General features: G+C 66.0%; 16 protein-coding genes. 11 read left to right on the top strand and 5 right to left on the bottom strand.

Annotation, left to right across the window (positions count from 1 at the left end):
- The 9 genes from B4A72_RS13075 to B4A72_RS13035 form a co-directional block, all read left to right on the top strand.
- Positions 1-324: glucuronate isomerase (locus tag B4A72_RS13075; RefSeq protein ID WP_292978779.1), on the top strand; the 324-nt coding region annotated here is incomplete at its 5' end.
- 23 nt (positions 325-347) lie between these two features.
- Entirely contained in the window at positions 348-1,334 is a 987-nt protein-coding gene (locus B4A72_RS13070; RefSeq protein WP_292952251.1) for a TRAP transporter substrate-binding protein, read from the top strand.
- 68 nt (positions 1,335-1,402) lie between these two features.
- On the top strand, positions 1,403-1,984 hold the full coding sequence (locus B4A72_RS13065) for a TRAP transporter small permease (RefSeq protein WP_292952254.1): 582 nt from the start codon (positions 1,403-1,405) through the stop codon (positions 1,982-1,984).
- Entirely contained in the window at positions 1,984-3,264 is a 1,281-nt protein-coding gene (locus tag B4A72_RS13060; RefSeq protein ID WP_292952257.1) for a TRAP transporter large permease, read from the top strand. The genes B4A72_RS13065 and B4A72_RS13060 overlap by 1 nt, the downstream gene beginning before the upstream one ends.
- Positions 3,261-3,542 (top strand): cupin domain-containing protein, encoded by a 282-nt coding sequence (locus tag B4A72_RS13055; RefSeq protein ID WP_292952260.1) that lies wholly within the window; start codon positions 3,261-3,263, stop codon positions 3,540-3,542. The genes B4A72_RS13060 and B4A72_RS13055 overlap by 4 nt, the downstream gene beginning before the upstream one ends.
- Positions 3,543-3,553: 11 nt before the next feature.
- The gene (gene kduI / locus B4A72_RS13050; RefSeq protein WP_292952262.1) at positions 3,554-4,378 is read left to right on the top strand and encodes a 5-dehydro-4-deoxy-D-glucuronate isomerase; all 825 of its coding nucleotides are present in this window, start codon (positions 3,554-3,556) and stop codon (positions 4,376-4,378) included.
- The gene (kduD, locus tag B4A72_RS13045; protein ID WP_292952265.1) at positions 4,375-5,100 is read left to right on the top strand and encodes a 2-dehydro-3-deoxy-D-gluconate 5-dehydrogenase KduD; all 726 of its coding nucleotides are present in this window, start codon (positions 4,375-4,377) and stop codon (positions 5,098-5,100) included. Before kduI ends, kduD begins: the two co-directional genes overlap by 4 nt.
- The gene (locus B4A72_RS13040) at positions 5,090-6,514 is read left to right on the top strand and encodes a mannitol dehydrogenase family protein (RefSeq protein ID WP_292952268.1); all 1,425 of its coding nucleotides are present in this window, start codon (positions 5,090-5,092) and stop codon (positions 6,512-6,514) included. Before kduD ends, B4A72_RS13040 begins: the two co-directional genes overlap by 11 nt.
- Complete coding sequence (locus tag B4A72_RS13035) at positions 6,507-7,985, top strand: UxaA family hydrolase (RefSeq protein ID WP_292952271.1); 1,479 nt, start codon at positions 6,507-6,509, stop codon at positions 7,983-7,985. Before B4A72_RS13040 ends, B4A72_RS13035 begins: the two co-directional genes overlap by 8 nt.
- Before the next feature lie 117 nt (positions 7,986-8,102).
- Here B4A72_RS13035 and B4A72_RS13030 read toward each other — a convergent pair whose 3' ends face one another.
- From B4A72_RS13030 to B4A72_RS13010, 5 genes are read right to left on the bottom strand one after another with little or no spacing between them, the layout of a single operon-like run.
- Positions 8,103-9,425, bottom strand: a complete 1,323-nt coding sequence (locus tag B4A72_RS13030) for an aspartate aminotransferase family protein (protein ID WP_292952274.1) — start codon at positions 9,423-9,425, stop codon at positions 8,103-8,105.
- The gene (locus tag B4A72_RS13025; protein WP_292978777.1) at positions 9,422-10,516 is read right to left on the bottom strand and encodes a phosphotransferase; all 1,095 of its coding nucleotides are present in this window, start codon (positions 10,514-10,516) and stop codon (positions 9,422-9,424) included. Before B4A72_RS13025 ends, B4A72_RS13030 begins: the two co-directional genes overlap by 4 nt.
- Positions 10,516-11,805 carry an ArgE/DapE family deacylase gene (locus B4A72_RS13020; protein WP_292952280.1) on the bottom strand — a complete coding sequence of 430 codons (1,290 nt, stop codon included), beginning with the start codon at positions 11,803-11,805 and terminating at the stop codon, positions 10,516-10,518. Before B4A72_RS13020 ends, B4A72_RS13025 begins: the two co-directional genes overlap by 1 nt.
- 25 nt (positions 11,806-11,830) lie before the next feature.
- Positions 11,831-13,393, bottom strand: a complete 1,563-nt coding sequence (locus B4A72_RS13015; protein ID WP_292978775.1) for an acetolactate synthase large subunit — start codon at positions 13,391-13,393, stop codon at positions 11,831-11,833.
- The gene (locus B4A72_RS13010) at positions 13,390-14,418 is read right to left on the bottom strand and encodes a histone deacetylase family protein (RefSeq protein WP_292978773.1); all 1,029 of its coding nucleotides are present in this window, start codon (positions 14,416-14,418) and stop codon (positions 13,390-13,392) included. The genes B4A72_RS13015 and B4A72_RS13010 overlap by 4 nt, the downstream gene beginning before the upstream one ends.
- 170 nt (positions 14,419-14,588) lie before the next feature.
- Between B4A72_RS13010 and B4A72_RS13005 the strand changes: the two genes are divergently transcribed.
- Positions 14,589-15,245, top strand: coding sequence for a GntR family transcriptional regulator (locus B4A72_RS13005; RefSeq protein WP_292952289.1), 657 nt, complete (start codon positions 14,589-14,591; stop codon positions 15,243-15,245).
- Between the two features lie 110 nt (positions 15,246-15,355).
- On the top strand, positions 15,356-16,936 hold the full coding sequence (locus B4A72_RS13000; RefSeq protein ID WP_292952292.1) for an ABC transporter substrate-binding protein: 1,581 nt from the start codon (positions 15,356-15,358) through the stop codon (positions 16,934-16,936).
- Positions 16,937-16,986 lie beyond the last annotated feature (50 nt).

Below are 16,986 nucleotides of genomic sequence, written 5' to 3'. Positions count from 1 at the left end.
GCCTTTTCGCGCGAACTGGCGCCCCTGGCCGGGGCCTGGCCCTGCTTGCGGCTTGGTCCGGCCTGGTGGTTCCACGACAGCCCCGAGGGGATGCGCCGCTTTCGCGAGACGACGACCGAAACGGCAGGTTTCTACAACACGGTCGGTTTCAACGACGATACCCGTGCCTTCTGTTCGATCCCCGCCCGCCACGACGTCGCGCGGCGAGTGGATTGCGCCTATCTGGCCACGCTGGTCGCAACCGGCCGGCTGGACGGGGAGGAAGCGCCCGAAGTGGCGCGCGAGCTGGCCCACGGCCTCGCCAAACGGGCCTACAGACTTTGAGCTTCATCCAGGGAGGATTAAACATGAAGTTCCTGAATACGACACTGATCGGGCTGCTGGCTTCGGCCGCCTTCGCAACCGCGGGCGCGGCTGCGGAATGCGAAATCACGCTGCGGTCATCGGACACCCACCCCGACGGCTATCCGACCGTCGAGGGGGTCAAGTCGATGGCCAGCGAGGTCAAGGAGAAATCCGATGGCCGCATCTGCATCGAGGTCTTCCCGGCCGCGCAGCTGGGAGAGGAAAAGGACACGATCGAGCAGACCCAGTTCGGCGTGATCGACATGGTTCGTGCCAGCTTCGGCACGTTCAACGACATCGTGCCGGTCACCCAGCTTTTCTCGCTGCCCTACCTGTTCCGGTCGCAGGATCAGATGCACAACGTGCTTGATGGTCCGATCGGCGAAGAAATCGCGCAGAATTTCGCGGAAAAGGATCTGATCGTTCTTGGCTATTATGATGGCGGCGCGCGCAGCTTCTACAACAGCCAGAAACCCATCACCTCGATCGAGGATCTGAAGGGCATGAAGTTCCGCGTGATGCAGAACGACGTCTTCGTGGACATGATGTCGGCGCTTGGCGCGAACGCGACGCCGATGCCCTATGGCGAGGTCTATTCAGCCATCCAGACCGGCGTCATCGACGGGGCCGAGAACAACTTTCCCAGCTATGACAGTTCGGGCCATGCCGAGGTCGCCAAATACTATACCCTGGACGAACACCTGATGGTGCCGGAACTGGTGGCGATGTCGAAACTGTCCTGGGAAAAGCTGAGCCCCGAGGATCAGGAGATCATCAAGACCGCCGGCAAGAACTCGGTCGAGGTCGAGCGCAAGCTGTGGGCCGAGCAGGAAAAGGCGTCCGAGGAAAAGGTCGTCGCGGGCGGGGCGCAGATCATCAAGGATATCGACAAGACCGCCTTTCAGGAAGCGATGGCCCCGGTCTACGAGAAATACGTGACCACGCCCGAGGCCAGGGATCTGGTCCGGCGCATTCAGGAAACCAAGTGATCCCGTGACCTTCCGGCCGCCCGCGCATCCCGCGCGGGCGGCCCCTTGCCCTTGCAGGAGATCGCCCGATGCGCGGTGCAATCTTGAAACTGGCCGACGTGACCGGGCTGGTGGCCCGATTGGGATTGTGGCTGGCGGGGATCGGCCTGGTCCTGATGACGGCGGCGGTCTTCGCGCAGGTCTTCTATCGCTACATCATCGGCTACAGCCTTTTCTGGGCCGAGCCCGCCAGCGTCATGCTGATGGGATGGTTCATCTTCATCGGCGCGGCGGTCGGCGTGAAAGAGGGCTATCACCTGTCCTTCGACGTCGGCCTGATGGTCGTGCCGGAAGGCTGGCGGCCCTGGTTTCACAGCCTGTCGGACGTGGTCGTGGCAGCCTTCGGCTTCGGGATGTCGTGGTTCGGCTGGCAACTGGCCGCAAAGGCCGCCAGCGGCGACATTCCGGGACTTGGCATTTCGCGCATCTGGGATTTCGCGCCGCTGATCGCGGGCGGGGTGCTGCTGCTGCTGTTCTCGGCCGAGCGTATCCTGCGCCGGCTGGTGGGGCTGCGCACCCGGCGCTTCGGCGACATGGATGACGCCGCCGATGGCGAGGTCGACGGCCATGCGGCGGGCGCGCGGGCCCGCGACATGCTGGAGACGAAGTGATGGAATACTGGATCCTGTTCGGAAGCTTCACGGGCCTGCTGCTGATCGGAACGCCGGTTGCCTTCTGCCTTGGCGCATCCAGCTTTTTCACCGTTCTCTATCTGGGACTGCCCCCGGTGGTGGTGTTCCAGAGGCTGAATTCCGGCATCTCGGTCTTTGCGCTGATGGCGATCCCCTTCTTCATCTATTCGGGCGATCTGATGGTGCGCGGCGACATCGCGCGGCGGCTGGTCGCACTGGCCGGGGCGATGGTCGGGCACCTGAAGGGCGGGTTGGGACAGGTCAACATCATGGCCTCGCTGATGTTCGGCGGCGTCTCTGGCTCGGCCGCGGCGGATGCCTCGGCGGTGGGCGGGCTGATGGTGCCGCAGATGAAGGCGCGGGGCTATGACGTGGATTATGCGGTCAACATAACCGTGGTCAGTTCGATCATCGCGCTGATGATCCCGCCCAGCCACAACATGATCATCTATTCCATTGCCGCCGGCGGCCGGCTGTCGATCGCGGATCTGTTCACTGCGGGGATCATTCCCGGCCTGCTGCTGGCGCTGATGCTGATGAGCGCGGCGTGGTACGTGGCCCGCAAGAAGGGCTATCCGACCGAGCCGTTTCCCGGGTTCCGGATGATGGGCGCGCTGTTCGTCTCGGCCGTGCCGGGGCTGATCCTGATCGCGATCATCTTCGGTGGCGTCCGGTCGGGCATCTTCACGGCCTCGGAATCCTCGAATGTCGCGGTGGTCTATGCACTGCTGATCACGGCGCTGGTCTATCGCAGCCTGCCATGGGGCGAATTCGTCGAAGCGACCAAGGGCGCGGTCCGCACCACTTCGATGGTGCTGCTGGTCATCGGCAGCGCGGCCTGTTTCGGCTGGCTTCTGGCCTATCTCCGCGTGCCGGCACAGCTGGTCCAGCTTTTGCAGAGCGTCTCCGACAACCCGCTGGTGATCCTGCTGCTGATGAACCTGATCCTGCTGATCCTGGGCACCTTCATGGACATGTCGCCGCTGATCGTGATCACCACACCGATCTTTCTGCCCGTTGCGCAGGCCTTCGGCGTGGACCCGGTGCATTTCGGGGTGATCCTGATCCTGAACCTGGGCATCGGATTGTGCACGCCGCCGGTCGGCGCGGTGCTGTTCGTGGGCTGCGCGGTGGGACGTATCAGCATCTGGCAGGCGATGCGCACCATCTGGCCGTTCTACGGCGCGGCCTTCCTGACGCTGATGCTGGTCACCTACATCCCGGCACTGTCGCTGTGGCTGCCCTCGGTGTTCAGATGAGCGATCCCGTCCGCACCGTGCTGGCCCACAGCCCCGAAATGATGGTCGTCCGCTTTGCCTTCGCGGCGGGCGACCGGGGGGCGCTGCACAGCCACCCGCATGTCCAGTCGACCTATGTCCGCTCGGGCCGCTACCGTTTCACGATGGAGGGCCGCGAATTCGAGATCGGGCCCGGCGACGCCTTCGTGATCCCCTCGGGGGCCGAACATGGCTGCCTGTGCCTGAAAGCGGGAGAGTTGATCGACAGCTTCACCCCGCGCCGCGACGATTTTCTGTGAAAGGATTCCTGATGACCCATGTCGAAACCCGCCACGCGATCCATCCCGACCACGCCAAGGGCATGGATACCGCCGAGCTGCGCCGTCACTTTCTGGCCGAGGGCGTGTTCGCGGACGGCCAGATCCGGCTGGTCTATGCCCATTACGACCGCTTCGTGATTGGCGGCGCGGTGCCTGCGGGCGGATCGCTGGTGCTGGACAGGATCGAGGAAACGAAGACCGACAGCTTTCTTGAGCGCCGCGAGATGGGGATCGTGAATATCGGCGAGACGGGCACGGTCGCCGCGGCCGGTCAGTCCTGGGACATGCAGAAGGGCGATGTGCTGTATCTGGGCATGGGTTCGGGCGCGGTGACCTTTTCGGGGCAGGGGCGGTTCTACCTCGCCTCGGCCCCCGCGCACCGCGGATTGCCCTGCCGGCTGGTCACGGTCGGCGAGGCGAAAGAGGTCAGGCTGGGCGCGGTCGAGACCAGCAACAAGCGCACCATCCGCCAGTTCATCCACCCGCTGGTGATGGAAAGCTGCCAGCTGGTCCTGGGCTATACGACGCTGGAGGACGGATCGGTCTGGAACACCATTCCCAGCCATGTTCACGACCGGCGGATGGAGGCCTATCTGTATCATGGCATGGCCCCCGAGGCCCGCGTCCTGCACCTGATGGGCGAGCCGCAGGAAACCCGGCACCTGTTCGTGGCCAATGAACAGGCGGTGATCTCGCCCACCTGGTCGATCCATTCCGGCGCGGGGATCGGCGGCTATACCTTCATCTGGGCGATGGCGGGCGACAATGTCGACTACACCGACATGGATTTCGTGCAGCCGGAGGATCTGCGGTGAACCCGTTTTCGCTGGAGGGCCGCACGGCGCTGGTGACCGGCGCGAATACGGGCATCGGGCAGGCGATCGCCGTGGCGATGGCGCAGGCCGGCGCGGAGGTGATCGCCGCAGCACGCCGCGATTGCGACGAGACGCTGGCGCTGATGGGGTCGGGTCGCGCGTTGCGCCTGGATTTCGCCGATCCGATGGCGGCGCGGGACCTCTTCGCATCGGAACGGATCGACATTCTGGTCAATAATGCGGGCATCATCCGCCGCGCCGATGCGGTGGATTTCACCGAGGCCGACTGGGATGCGGTGATGGATGTGAACATGAAGGCGCTGTTCTTCACCTGCCAGGCCTTCGCCCGCGCCGCGCTGCCGCGCGGGGCCGGCAAGATTGTCAACATCGCCTCGCTGCTGTCCTTTCAGGGCGGCATCCGGGTGCCGTCCTACACCGCCAGCAAGCATGGCGTGGCGGGTCTGACCAAGCTGATGGCCAATGAATGGGCCGCGCGTGGCCTGAACGTCAACGCCATCGCGCCCGGCTATATCGAGACCAACAACACCAGCGCCCTGCGCGCCGATCCCGACCGCTCGAAAGCCATTCTGGATCGCATCCCCGCGGGTCGTTGGGGCAAGCCCGAAGACATTGCGCAGACGGCGGTTTTCCTGTCGGCGCCGGCATCCGGTTACGTCAACGGCGCGGTCCTGAACGTGGACGGAGGCTGGCTTGCCCGATAGGCTTTTCCGGTCGCCGTCCGAGGCTCCGGCGGGCATCGTCCATCTGGGGCTCGGTGCGTTCTTCCGCGCCCATGGCGCGATCTATCTGGCCGAGGCGATGGCGGCCGGGGGCGGCGACTGGGGCGTCACCGGGGTTTCGCTGCAATCGCCGGGCACCCGCGACCGGCTGCGGCCGCAGGGCTGGGCCTATCAGGCGGTCGAACTGGGTCCGCAGGGCGAGGCGGCGCGGGTCGTGACGGTTCTGCGCGACGTGCTGGTCGCGCCCGAGGATCCTCAGGCGGTGCTGGATGCGATGGCGGCGGCCGCGATCCATATCGTCAGCCTGACGGTGACCGAAAAGGGCTATTGCCACGAACCTTCGACCGGGCGGCTGAACCGTGACCATCCCGACATCGCGCATGATCTGGCCCATCCGCTGCCGCGTTCCGCCCCCGGCTTTCTGGTCCGCGCCCTTCAGGCCCGCCGCAGGGCCGGCCTGCCGCCCTTCACCGTCCTGTGCTGCGACAACCTGCCCGAAAATGGCCGCGTCGTCCGCGGTGTCGTGCTGGAACTGGCGCGGCTGATCGACCCCGATCTGGCGACATGGATCGATGTCGAGGGCGCTTTCCCCTCGACCATGGTGGACCGCATCGTCCCTGCCACGACGGCGGCCGATCTGGACCGGCTGGAAGCCCGGACGGGCCAGCGCGACGAGGCCCCGGTCATGCACGAACCCTTTCGCCAATGGGTCGTCGAGGACCGTTTCTGCGGCCCCCGTCCGGCGTTGGAACAGGTCGGCGTGCAGATCGTGGGCGACGTGACCGCGTTCGAACACATGAAGCTGCGGATGCTGAACGGCACCCATTCATCGCTGGCCTATCTGGGTTATCTGGCGGGACACGAGACGATTTCCGACACCGTGGCCGATCCGGTCTTCTCGGCATTCGTGCAGCGCCTTTGGCGCAACGAGATCATTCCTGCGCTGACCCCGCCTCCGGGCGAGGATCTGGCTGCCTATGCCGATGCCCTGCTGGATCGATACCGCAACCCGGCCATCCGGCACCGGACATGGCAGATCGCGATGGATGGCAGCCAGAAGCTGCCGCAGCGGATTCTGGGCACCATCGTCGAAGGCCGCGCAGCGGGGCGCGACGTGCCGGGGCTGATCCTCTCGGTGGCGGCGTGGATGCGCTATGCCTCCGGAACCGATGAGCAGGGCGGTCCGATCGAGGTCAAGGATCCGCTGGCGGCGAAGCTGGCCGCGCAATGGGCCCGTGACCCTGCCCGCACAGTCGCCAATTTCCTGTCGCTGGGCCAGGTTTTCCCGCCCGTCCTGCGCGAGGATGCGGCCTTTGTGCGCGATCTGACGGCGGCGCTGGCCGGGCTGGTGCAGAAGGGGGCGCGGGCCATGGCGGCAGAGCCGTCCGATGGCTGAGCCGATGATCCTGAACCCGTCCGACAATGTCGCGATCCTGACCGAGAGGGGGGTCGCGCCGGCGGGGCACAAGATCGCGCGCCGCGCCATCGCCACGGGCGAGCCTGTCTTCAAATATGGCCAGATCATCGGCTATGCGACCGCTGACATCAGCGCGGGCGATCACGTCCACAGCCATAATTGTGCATTCGGCGACCACGATCGCGCCCATCGCCCTGGCGCCGGCCTGCCTGCCGCGCGCGCCGCGCTGGACCGGTATCGTGGGCCGGCCCTGACGTTTCAGGGCTATCACCGCGAGGGCGGGCAGATCGGGACGCGGAACTTCATCGCGCTGGTCTCGACCGTGAATTGTTCGGCCACGGTGATCCGCCGCGCGGCCGAGGAATTGCGGATCGAGGGCGCGCTGGACGCCTTTCCGAATGTCGATGGCGTTGCGGCCTTCGCCCATGGCTCGGGTTGCGGCATGGCCGATGGCGGGCCGGGCTGGCGGGCGCTGCAACGGGTGCTGACCGGCCATGCGGGCCATCCCAATGTGGGCGCGGCGCTGTTCGTGGGGTTGGGCTGCGAGGTCATGCAGATCGCCCGGATGAAGCAGGAACTGGGCGCGGCCGCGCGCTTTCACGGCCTGACCATCCAGCAGAACGGCGGCACCCGCGCGACCATCGAGGCGATCAAGCTGCGCGTGCGCCAGATGCTGCCGCAGGTGAACGCCGCGCTGCGCGCGTCCGCCCCGGCCTCGGCGCTGAAGATCGGGCTGCAATGCGGCGGTTCGGACGGGTTTTCGGGCATCACAGCCAATCCCGCGCTTGGACTTGCCAGCGACATGCTGGCGGCGCAGGGGGCATCGGTGGTGCTGTCCGAGACGCCCGAAATCTATGGCGCGGAACGTCTGCTTCTGGACCGCGCCGCCTCGCCGGACATCGCGCAGCGGCTGCTGGACCGGATCGCCTGGTGGCAGGATTATACCGCCCGCAACGGCGCCTCGCTGGACAACAATCCAAGCCCCGGCAACAAGGCGGGCGGGCTGACGACGATCCTGGAAAAATCGCTGGGCGCCGTCGCCAAGGCGGGTGCTACGCCGCTGAACGCCGTTCTGGATTATGCCGAAACGATCACCCAGCCGGGGCTGAATTTCATGGATACGCCGGGCTATGACCCGGTATCTGCCACCGGCCAGATTGCGGGCGGGGCGCAGCTGATCGTCTTTACCACCGGGCGCGGCTCGGCCTTCGGGTCCAAGCCTGCGCCGACGATCAAGCTGGCCACGAATGACGCGCTGTTCCACGCGATGTGCGAAGACATGGACCTGAATTGCGGCGATATCCTGTCGGCGGCCGTGACGCTGGAGAACAAGGCCCGCGAGATCGTCGCGCTGATCATCGCCAATGCCTCGGGCCAGCCCAGCAAGAGCGAGGAATTGGGCCTGGGCGACAACGAATTCGTCCCCTGGCAGATCGGCGCCGTGCTGTGAGAGTTCGGGCTTGGCGTGCCGGTCTTTCTTCACGCTACCGTCCTGCCCTGGAGATTGTCCCTGCGCCGACGGGCAAGCCCCGTTCCATGTCGCCTTCTGCCACGACCGCCGTGGCCATTACGGGACGGCCGCGGCGAAAGCGGTCTCCACGGCATCAAGCAGGATCTCTGCCTCGGGCTGCTGCAGCACCAGAGGCGGGCGGATCTTCAGGATATTCGCGCCGGGTCCGGTGGCGCTGATCAGCACCCCGTTCTGACGCAGATGGTTGACCACAAAGCCGGCCAGCGCCGCGTCGGGCGCGTTGGTTTCGCGCCGGGTCACGCATTCCACCGCCAGGAACAGCCCGGCGCCGCGCACATCGCCGATGGCCTCGTGCCGGGCGGCGATCCGGTCCAGCCCGGCCTTGAGAAAGGCACCTATTCGCAGCGCATTGTCCTGCAAGCCCTCGTCCCGGATCACGTCCAGCACCGCAAGGCCGGCGGCGGCCGCGACCGGGCTTCCGCCGAATGTATTGAAATAGCGGGATCGCGCGCCGAATTCCCGCACCAGTTCGGGGCGCATGGCGACCCCCGAAACCGGAAAGCCATTGCCCATCGGCTTGCCCATCGTGACCATGTCGGGCACCAGACCGTGCCGCGTGAAACCCCAGAACGCCTCGCCGGTGCGGGCGAAACCGGGCTGCACCTCGTCGGCGATGAAAACGCCGCCCTCGGCGCGGATCAGCTCGACGGCGGGGCGCAGGAAACCGGCCGGTTCCGGATGCAGACCGTCGCTGGAAAAGATCGTGTCGGCGATGAATGCCGCCGGTTCGATCCCCTCGGCGCGCATCCCGGCAATCGCGCGGGCCAGATCGGCGGCGAGCCTTGCGCCCTGATCCGCCGCAGGCACCCGCAGGCCGTCCGGCGCCTCGATCAGCCGGACGCGCGGGCCGCGCGGCACGAATTCGCCCAGCGACGGCGACAGTTCCGACACCGCTTCGGTCAGCCCGTGATAGGCCAGCCGGGTGACGACAACACCCTGCCGTCCGCCACGGCTGCGCGCGATGCGCAAGGCCAGGTCATTGGCTTCGGACCCGGTGCAGGTGAACATCACATGCCCCAATGCGTCAGGCATCGTGGCCAGCAGCCTTTCGGCATAGATGACCACATCCTCGTGCAGATAGCGGGTATGGGTGTTCAGCACCCCAAGCTGGGCCGAAACGGCCTCGATCACGCGCGGATGGCAATGGCCCAGCGAGGCGACGTTGTTATAGGCGTCCAGATATCTGCGGCCGCGCCTGTCCCACAGCCAGACGCCCTTGCCCCGCTGGATGTGCAGAGGCTCTTCGTAGAACAGCCGGTAGGCGGGCCCCAGAACGCTGGCGCGCCGGGCGATCAGCGCCTTGTCCTGGGGGTCGAGACGGGCCTCGCCGCTGCCGTCGAAGGCGTTGATCATGGTCATGGCATCCGCTCCGGCGGCAGGGCGCGTTTCAGAATGTCCAGGACGGCCGCGGTGCCGATCCGGTCCAGCACGGTCAGCCCGCGCAGCGATGCCGCGCCGTTGCGCCGCAGATAGGCCGCATTGGCGGGATAGCGCCGCGCCCGCCAGGCCCCGATCGTCAAGGTGGCGGCATGGCGCATGCGCATCAGGTCGGGCAGCAGATCCAGTTCGGCCCGTTCCAGCGGCAGGATCGCGGCATAGCCTGCCAGCAGCCGCCCGATCGCCTCGATCGGGCGCGGTCCGTCGCCGATCTGGTAGGAACAGGCCACCGCCAGATCGCAGACCAGAGGCGTGTGCACCATATCGCCGAAATCGATGATCCCGGTCAGGCGGGTGGCGCGGGGGGCATCGACCAGCAGGTTGTGCGGATTGAAATCGTTGTGCACGACCTGGGCGCGCAGGCCGCAAAGGCGCGGCGCGATTTCGGCGTCGAAGCGATCGATCAGCCGCGTCAGCCGCCCTCGCAACCGGCCGTCCTCGACCGCCTCCAGCATCGGGCGCAGGTGGTGCGCGCGCTTGATGTCCCATTGCAGCATATGCCGGGCCGCGGGATGGTCGAACCCGCGCAACCCGATCGTCAGCCGGGCCAGCAGCGCGCCGATATCTTGGTGCAGGCCGGTGGCGGACAGGGCCTGCCCAAGCGTCGTCCCCTCCAGATAGGTCAGCAGGCGGACCATATGGCTTTGCCCGCCGGGGATCGACAGGATGTGGGCGGCCCGCCCGGTCAGGGTTGGCCGGATATGGGGCACGGGCAGCGTGGGATCGACCCTGCCCAGATGCATCAGGGCGGCGGTCTGCATCTCGGTCACGCCGCGGTCTTCGGCAGCGTTGGTGATTTTCAGCAGGACCGGCGGGCCTTTGGCGGGGGTGATGCGGAAATTGGCGTCCTTTTCGGCGCTGAGCCATTGCACATCGCCGCAGACACCAAAGATCTCCGCTGCCAGTTCCGCCGCCTGCGCGGACGTCACCGCAGGCGCCGCATGGTCCAGCAGGTCGGGCGCGACCGCCGTTCCGGACAGCCCGACCAAGGATCGGGGGCCCGTGTCACGCATCAGGTCTGCACCGGTTCGACGCCGCACCATTCGGCGACGAACAGCGCCATGGCCTGCGTGACCCGTCTGACCGAAGTCAGGCTGACGCATTCGTCGATGCCGTGGATATTGCGCGCGACCGGCCCATAGCAGAGCGCGGGGATCCGGTTGTAGAGTGCATGGACCCGCGTATCGAGGTAACCGGCCGTCATGAAGGATTGCAGCGGCGCGCCGATGGCGGTTTCATGCGCACGGCCCAGCACCGCCTCGGCCTCGCTGCCCGGTTCCAGCACGTAACCTTCGGCGTAGAAGCCGTTGAAAACCACCCGGGGCGGGTTGTTGGCCAGGAACCTGTCGGCTTTGGCGAAGGCCGCGACACGCGCGGTTATCTCGTCGGCGGCATCCCCGGCGCTGCGGCCGGGATAGATCGATACCCGGCAGTCGATCCTGCACCAGCTGGGCACGGACGAGGCCCAGTCGCCGCCTTCGATCTTGCCGATATTGAGATTGATCGGATGGGCTTCCTTTTCGAAATGGGGGTGCCTGTCCTTGTCGGCGTTCCAGTCCGCCTCCATCTCGCGCAGCGCGGCGATGATGCGGGTGGCGCCGTCGATGGCGTTGGCGCCTTCGCCCATCTCGCGCACGTGCACCGGCACGCCGCGGACCTGCACCTGAAACCACAGGACGCCGGTATTCGCACGCACCAGCATTTCGTCCTCGGGTTCGGGTATCAGCACTGCATCGGCGGTATAGCCCTGAAGAAGGGTTTGCAGCGCGCCGTTGCCGGTCGATTCCTCCTCGACGACCGATTGCACATAGACGCTGGCTGCGGGCTGAAATCCCGCGCGGCGCAGCGCGTCCAGCGCAAAGATGTTGGCCGCCGCGCCCGCCTTCATGTCGCCTGCGCCGCGGCCATACATCCAGTCGCCCCGGATCCGGGCCGAGAAGGGCGGTTCCGCCCACATGTCATGCGGCCCTTCCGGCACCACGTCGAGATGCGATTGCAGGATCAGCGAACGGCCCGTCTGCTGACGCGGGCGGTGGATGCCGACGACGATAGGCGCGTCCGAATGATCGTCCGAGAATTTCGACCCTCCCGGATGCGCCTCGATCGCCGTCCGGTCCATCCGGAACCGGTCCATCGCGTATCCGCGTTCGCGCAATTCCTTGAAGATCAGATCCTGGATCGGATGTTCGCGTCCGCGCAGCGACGGCATCCGCACCAGTCTTTGCGTGAAGGCGACCTGATCGTCGAACCCGTCGGAAACGGCCTGCAGGATACGGTCGCGCAGATTGGCGTCGAGAGGCATGGAATTCCCTTTTCCGGTTGCTGGCTCAGATCATCGCTTCGATCAGGAACGGGCCGGGCTCGGCCATGGCATTGCGCAGGGCCCGCCGGAATTCGCGAATGTCCTCGACCCGTCGGCCCGGCACGCCCATGCCGCGCGCCATGGCCACGAAATCCAGCCCCGGCCGGTCCAGGTTCAGCATCCCGAGCGCGTCGGGACCGGGCTGCGCGCCGACATTGTGCAATTCGCCCTTGAGGATCGCGTAGGCGCGGTTGGCCAGGATCACGGTGGTCACGTTCGCCCCCTCGCGCGCCTGGGTCCACAGCCCTTGCAGGGTGTACATCGCCGAGCCGTCCGCCTGCAATGTCAGCACCGGACGGTCGGGACAGGCGATCGCGGCGCCCGCCGACAGCGGGATGCCGATGCCGATCGAGCCGCCGGTCAGAGCCAGCCAGGAATGGGGCGCGGCGGCAGCGCCGCCGGGAAAGATGTCGCCGCTGCTGGACACGGCCTCGTCGATGACGATGGCACCTTCGGGCAGGGTCTCTGCCAGCACGGCGGCGATGGTGACGGGGGTGATGGCCCCGGCCTGCGGCACCGGCGCCGGCTCGATATCGCGCGCCGTGACGGGCCGGGCGCCGATGCGGTCGGCCAGCGCCGCAATGGCGGCCGGCCCATCGCCGTCGATCCCCGCCAGGGTAAGCGTGTCGCAGGTTTCGGGCAGCAGCAGGCTGGGCTTGCCCGGATAGGCGAAAAAGGCCACGGGCGGGCGGGTTTCCACCAGGATCGCCCGCGAATAGCCCGCAAGGCAGTGCAGCGCCGCGTCGATCGGATAGGGGATCTTGCCGATGGCGAACCGCCCGCGACCGCGTTCCATCCGCCGGTTCGAGGTGGGGGCAAGAACATCGGCCCCGGTCCTTTCGGCGATGCCCTGCAGTCGCGCCAGCGCCGAGACATCCTCCAGCACCGACAACCCCGCGATGATCACCGTTCTTTCGCCGCTTTCCAGCGCGGTCACGGCGGCATCCAGCGCCGTCTCGTCCAGCGGGGCAGGGCCGGCGGTCGCCACCGGGGCCGCCATCTTGCCGCCCGCGTCCCAGCCGATATCGGCTGGCGCGATCAGCGTCGCGATGCGGCCGGGCTTGCCCCTGGCCACCGCCAGCCCAGCCATGGCGTCGGCGGCAAAGCTGCCGGCGTCCCGGCCCGTCCGCACCCAGTCGCTGAACGGCGCGCAGGCACCCTCCACATCGGCGGAAAGCGGCGAGTCATATTGCCGATGCCGCAGCGCGTGATCGCCCACCAGGTTCAGCATCGGCACCCGTGCCTTTCGCGCATTGTGCAGATTGGCGGCGGCATTGGCGAAACCCGGCGCCAGATGCAGAAGCGTCACCGCCGGCTTGCCGGCCATCCGGGCATAGCCGTCGGCGGCGGCGCTGACCACGCCCTCGAACAGGCCCAGCACGCATCGCATCAGCCTGGTTCGGTCCAGCGCATCGACGAACTGCATCTCGGAGGTGCCGGGATTGGCGAAACAGACCTCGACGCCATCGGCATGAAGGCTGCGCAGGACGCTTTCGGCGCCGTTCATCGGGGCAGGCCGTTCCGTCATCGTGTCGCCTCGCGGAACGAGGAAAGAAAGGCGCGGGCATTGTCGGCCAGGGACGGGCCAAGATAGCCACCTTCCTGGATCAGCGCGGTGGGCAGGTTCAGCGCCGCCAGACGGCGGGCCATTTCCGCGAAACCGCCCGGATAGACCGCAACCGCAGCCAGCGGATCGTCGGCGGCCATGTCGAAGCCCAGCGAGACCACCAGTGCCTCGGCCCCGAAATCGCGGATCGCGGACAGACCGCGGTCCAGCGCCGCAAGCACCTCGGCCTCGCCCGCGCCGTGTTCCAGCAGGATGTTCAGTGACCGGTTCCTGCCTTCGCCCGCGCCGGTCTCGTCGGGATGGCCAAGATAGAAGGTCGGGAAGGTTCCGGGATCGGGATGCAGCGAACAGAAGAAGATGTCGCCACGCTCGTACAGGATGTCGAGCGAACCATTGCCGGTATGCACATCCACGTCGATCAGCGCGACCTTGCGGAATTTTCGCGTCAGGTGGTTCGCGGCGATGCAGGCATTGTTGAAAAAGCAGAATCCGTTGGCACAATCACGCATGGCGTGGTGACCCGGCGGACGACACAGGGCATAGGCCGCGCGCGCACCCGCGATGATGTCCTCGGCGGTTGCGATGGCGGTCTGGGCTGACCAATAGGCCGCCTCCCATGTGCCTTCGGTCAGCGGTGTCGATGTATCGGTCATCCACCAGCCCAACTGGCCGTGGATGTCACGGGGCTCTCTGCCACGCCTGGCGCCCGGATGGGTGGTGGGGATGGCCAGCGCGTCCGGCCCGGCATCGGCCACGAAGCGGGCATGGGCGTCGGTCAGGAAATCGACGTAATCGGGATTGTGAACCGCCTTGATCGGCCCGGCTCCGTAATCGCGCGGTCCGGTGATGTCGAACCCTTCCCCGATCAGCATGTCGCGCAACAATTCCGCGCGTCGGGGCTGTTCCTGATGCGGCATGGCCGCCCCGCGCCGGAAATAGATTTCGGGCGCATGGCGCAGCTGGCGCGGGTCGAAGAAGGCTTTCATGATCGGTTCCTTCGCGAGAGTTCGTTCCTGTCGTGGTGGCGCGTCCGGCCCGCTTGGCGCGTGCCGGCATCATCGCAGGCATGATTTGCGGATTCAATGAACATGATGCATCATGCACCAAAATCGGCCCATCGGCGGAAAGCCTGCCGGGAATGGGGCTGGGGGAGAGGATGAAGGTAATCAGCAGGGATTCGCTTGGAGACGCCATCTACCAGCGCCTGTGCCGGGATCTGGTGCGCGGCAAGCTGCGACCGAACCAGAGGGTCACGATCCGCGGTCTGGCAGAGGCCCTGGGCACCAGTTCGACCCCGGTGCGCGATGCGGTGCAGCGATTGCTGCGGGACAACGCGCTGGTGCAACGCTCGGGTCGCGATGTGCGGGTTCCGGTGCTGACCATCAGCCAGTATCACGAGATCGCGCTGATCCGGATCGAGTTGGAGGGGCTGGCCGCCGCCCGCGCCGCGGAGCTGGCGCAGGACCGGGATGTGGCCCGGTTGCAGCGGATCGTGGCGCGCAACGAGGAGGCCATTGCCGCCGCGCGGTGGCAGCAGGCCAACCAGCTGAACCAGGAATTCCACTTTGCCCTGGCCGAGATCGCCGACATGCCGATCCTGCTGGATGTCCTGGACCGGCTGTGGTTGCGGATGGGGCCGCTGCTTTCGGAATATTATGCCTGCGCAAAGCAGGATATGGTCAGGCAGCATCACATCGTCATTTCCGCCTGCGGCAATCGTGACCCGGCGACGGCCCGCGAGGCCATGCAGACCGACATCGCAACGGCAAGGGAGGGGATCGTCGCCTATATCAGATCGCTCGAAACGGTCTGACGCTTGTGCCGCCCCGGATCGGGATCGTCGCAAGCAGCGGGCTGGTCGTCATGTTTCAGGCGGCCGAAGCAGAAAATGCCAAGAACCTATAACAACGTCAGGGAGACACCATGTTGAAGCACATCAAGATCACCGCCACCGCCACGGCCGCCGCCGCCATTCTTGCGCTGGCGGGTCCGCTGGCCGCGCAGGACGCAAAGCCGCAGACGGGCGGCACGCTGAATGTCGTCATCCAGCCCGAACCGCCCGGCCTGATGATCGGCCTTCTCCAGAACGGACCGACCCAGATGGTCGCGGGCGACATCTACGAAAGCCTGCTGCGCTATGATTCAGAACTCAAGCCCAGCGGACAGCTGGCCGAATCCTGGGAAATATCGGAAGACGGCAAGACCTACACATTCAAGCTGCGCAAGGGCGTGGTCTTTCATGATGGCGAGCCGTTCACCTCGGCGGACGTGAAATTCTCGATGGACAAGTTCCTGCGCGAAACGCATTCACGGATGCGGACCTATATGGAACATGTCGAAAGCATCGACACGCCCGACGATTATACCGTCGTGTTCAAGCTGAAGCAGCCGTTCGGTCCCTTCCTCGGCATATTCGAGCCGGGCACGGCGCCGGTCATTCCCAAGCACATCTATGAAGGCACCGATTTCGCCAACAATCCGGCGAATGCCAACCCCATCGGCACCGGCCCCTTCAAGTTCGCGGAATGGGTCAAGGGCAGCTATATCCGGCTGGTCAGGAACGAGGATTACTACATGGAGGGCAAGCCCTATGTGGACGAGATCTATTATCAGGTGATCCCGGATGCGGCCTCGCGTGCCGTGGCCTATGAAACCGGCCAGGTGGACGTGCTGCCCGGCGGCGCGATCGAGAATTTCGACGTGCCCCGCATCCGCGAGATGGACAATACCTGCATCACCGACAAGGGCTGGGAATATTTCGGGCCGCTGTCCTGGATCTGGATCAATCTGGACAACAAGCCTCTGGACGATCTGAAGGTCCGCAAGGCGATGATGTATGCGCTGGACCGCGAATTCGCGAGGGACGCCTTGTGGAGCGGTCTGGGCAAGGTCGCCACCGGTCCGCTGTCGTCCTCGACCCGGTTCTATTCCGCCGAGACCCCGGACATTTCCTATGACCCCGAGAAAGCCAGACAGCTTCTGGAGGAATCGAGCTATGACGGCGAGACCATCCGTCTGCTGGGTCTTCCCTATGGCGAGACCTGGCAACGCTGGGCCGAAGCGGTCAAGCAGAACCTGACAGAGATCGGCATGAACGTGGAAATCGTGCCCTCCGACGTGGCCGGATGGAACCAGAAGGTCAGCGATCGCGACTTCGACCTCGCCTTTACCTATCTCTATCAGTATGGCGATCCGGCCCTGGGCGTATCGCGGACCTACATGAGCACCAATGCCGAGCCCGGTTCGCCCTGGAACAACGTGGCCGATTACCAGAACCCGGAGGTCGACAAGCTGTTCGAGGAGGCGGCCCTGATGGCCGACCCCGAAGAACGGCGCGCAGCCTACAAGAAGGTCCAGGACATGATCGTCAGCGACGTTCCGAATCTGTGGCTGCTGGAACTGGGCTTCCCGACGATCTATCGCTGCAACATCAAGAACCCGGTCAACACCGCCCTGGGCGTGAATGACGGATTCCGCGATGTCTGGATCGACAAGGCGCAATAGGGACACCGGTCCCGCCGTCCGGGCCAAGGCGTTGGCCCGGACCGAACGCA

The organism is Paracoccus sp. UBA5162 (genome assembly GCF_002413585.1).
Taxonomy (GTDB): domain Bacteria; phylum Pseudomonadota; class Alphaproteobacteria; order Rhodobacterales; family Rhodobacteraceae; genus Paracoccus.
This window is presented reverse-complemented; position numbering and strand designations above follow the sequence as displayed.

What these genes read in the sequence shown, in the direction of transcription:
- B4A72_RS13070 (WP_292952251.1), top strand. Translation starts at nt 348, where the DNA reads ATGAAGTTCCTGAATACGACACTGATCGGGCTGCTGGCTTCGGCCGCC.
- B4A72_RS13065 (WP_292952254.1), top strand. Translation starts at nt 1,403, where the DNA reads ATGCGCGGTGCAATCTTGAAACTGGCCGACGTGACCGGGCTGGTGGCC.
- B4A72_RS13060 (WP_292952257.1), top strand. Translation starts at nt 1,984, where the DNA reads ATGGAATACTGGATCCTGTTCGGAAGCTTCACGGGCCTGCTGCTGATC.
- B4A72_RS13055 (WP_292952260.1), top strand. Translation starts at nt 3,261, where the DNA reads ATGAGCGATCCCGTCCGCACCGTGCTGGCCCACAGCCCCGAAATGATG.
- kduI (WP_292952262.1), top strand. Translation starts at nt 3,554, where the DNA reads ATGACCCATGTCGAAACCCGCCACGCGATCCATCCCGACCACGCCAAG.
- B4A72_RS13035 (WP_292952271.1), top strand. Translation starts at nt 6,507, where the DNA reads ATGGCTGAGCCGATGATCCTGAACCCGTCCGACAATGTCGCGATCCTG.
- B4A72_RS13030 (WP_292952274.1), bottom strand. Translation starts at nt 9,425, where the DNA reads ATGACCATGATCAACGCCTTCGACGGCAGCGGCGAGGCCCGTCTCGAC.
- B4A72_RS13025 (WP_292978777.1), bottom strand. Translation starts at nt 10,516, where the DNA reads ATGCGTGACACGGGCCCCCGATCCTTGGTCGGGCTGTCCGGAACGGCG.
- B4A72_RS13020 (WP_292952280.1), bottom strand. Translation starts at nt 11,805, where the DNA reads ATGCCTCTCGACGCCAATCTGCGCGACCGTATCCTGCAGGCCGTTTCC.
- B4A72_RS13015 (WP_292978775.1), bottom strand. Translation starts at nt 13,393, where the DNA reads ATGACGGAACGGCCTGCCCCGATGAACGGCGCCGAAAGCGTCCTGCGC.
- B4A72_RS13010 (WP_292978773.1), bottom strand. Translation starts at nt 14,418, where the DNA reads ATGAAAGCCTTCTTCGACCCGCGCCAGCTGCGCCATGCGCCCGAAATC.
- B4A72_RS13005 (WP_292952289.1), top strand. Translation starts at nt 14,589, where the DNA reads ATGAAGGTAATCAGCAGGGATTCGCTTGGAGACGCCATCTACCAGCGC.
- B4A72_RS13000 (WP_292952292.1), top strand. Translation starts at nt 15,356, where the DNA reads ATGTTGAAGCACATCAAGATCACCGCCACCGCCACGGCCGCCGCCGCC.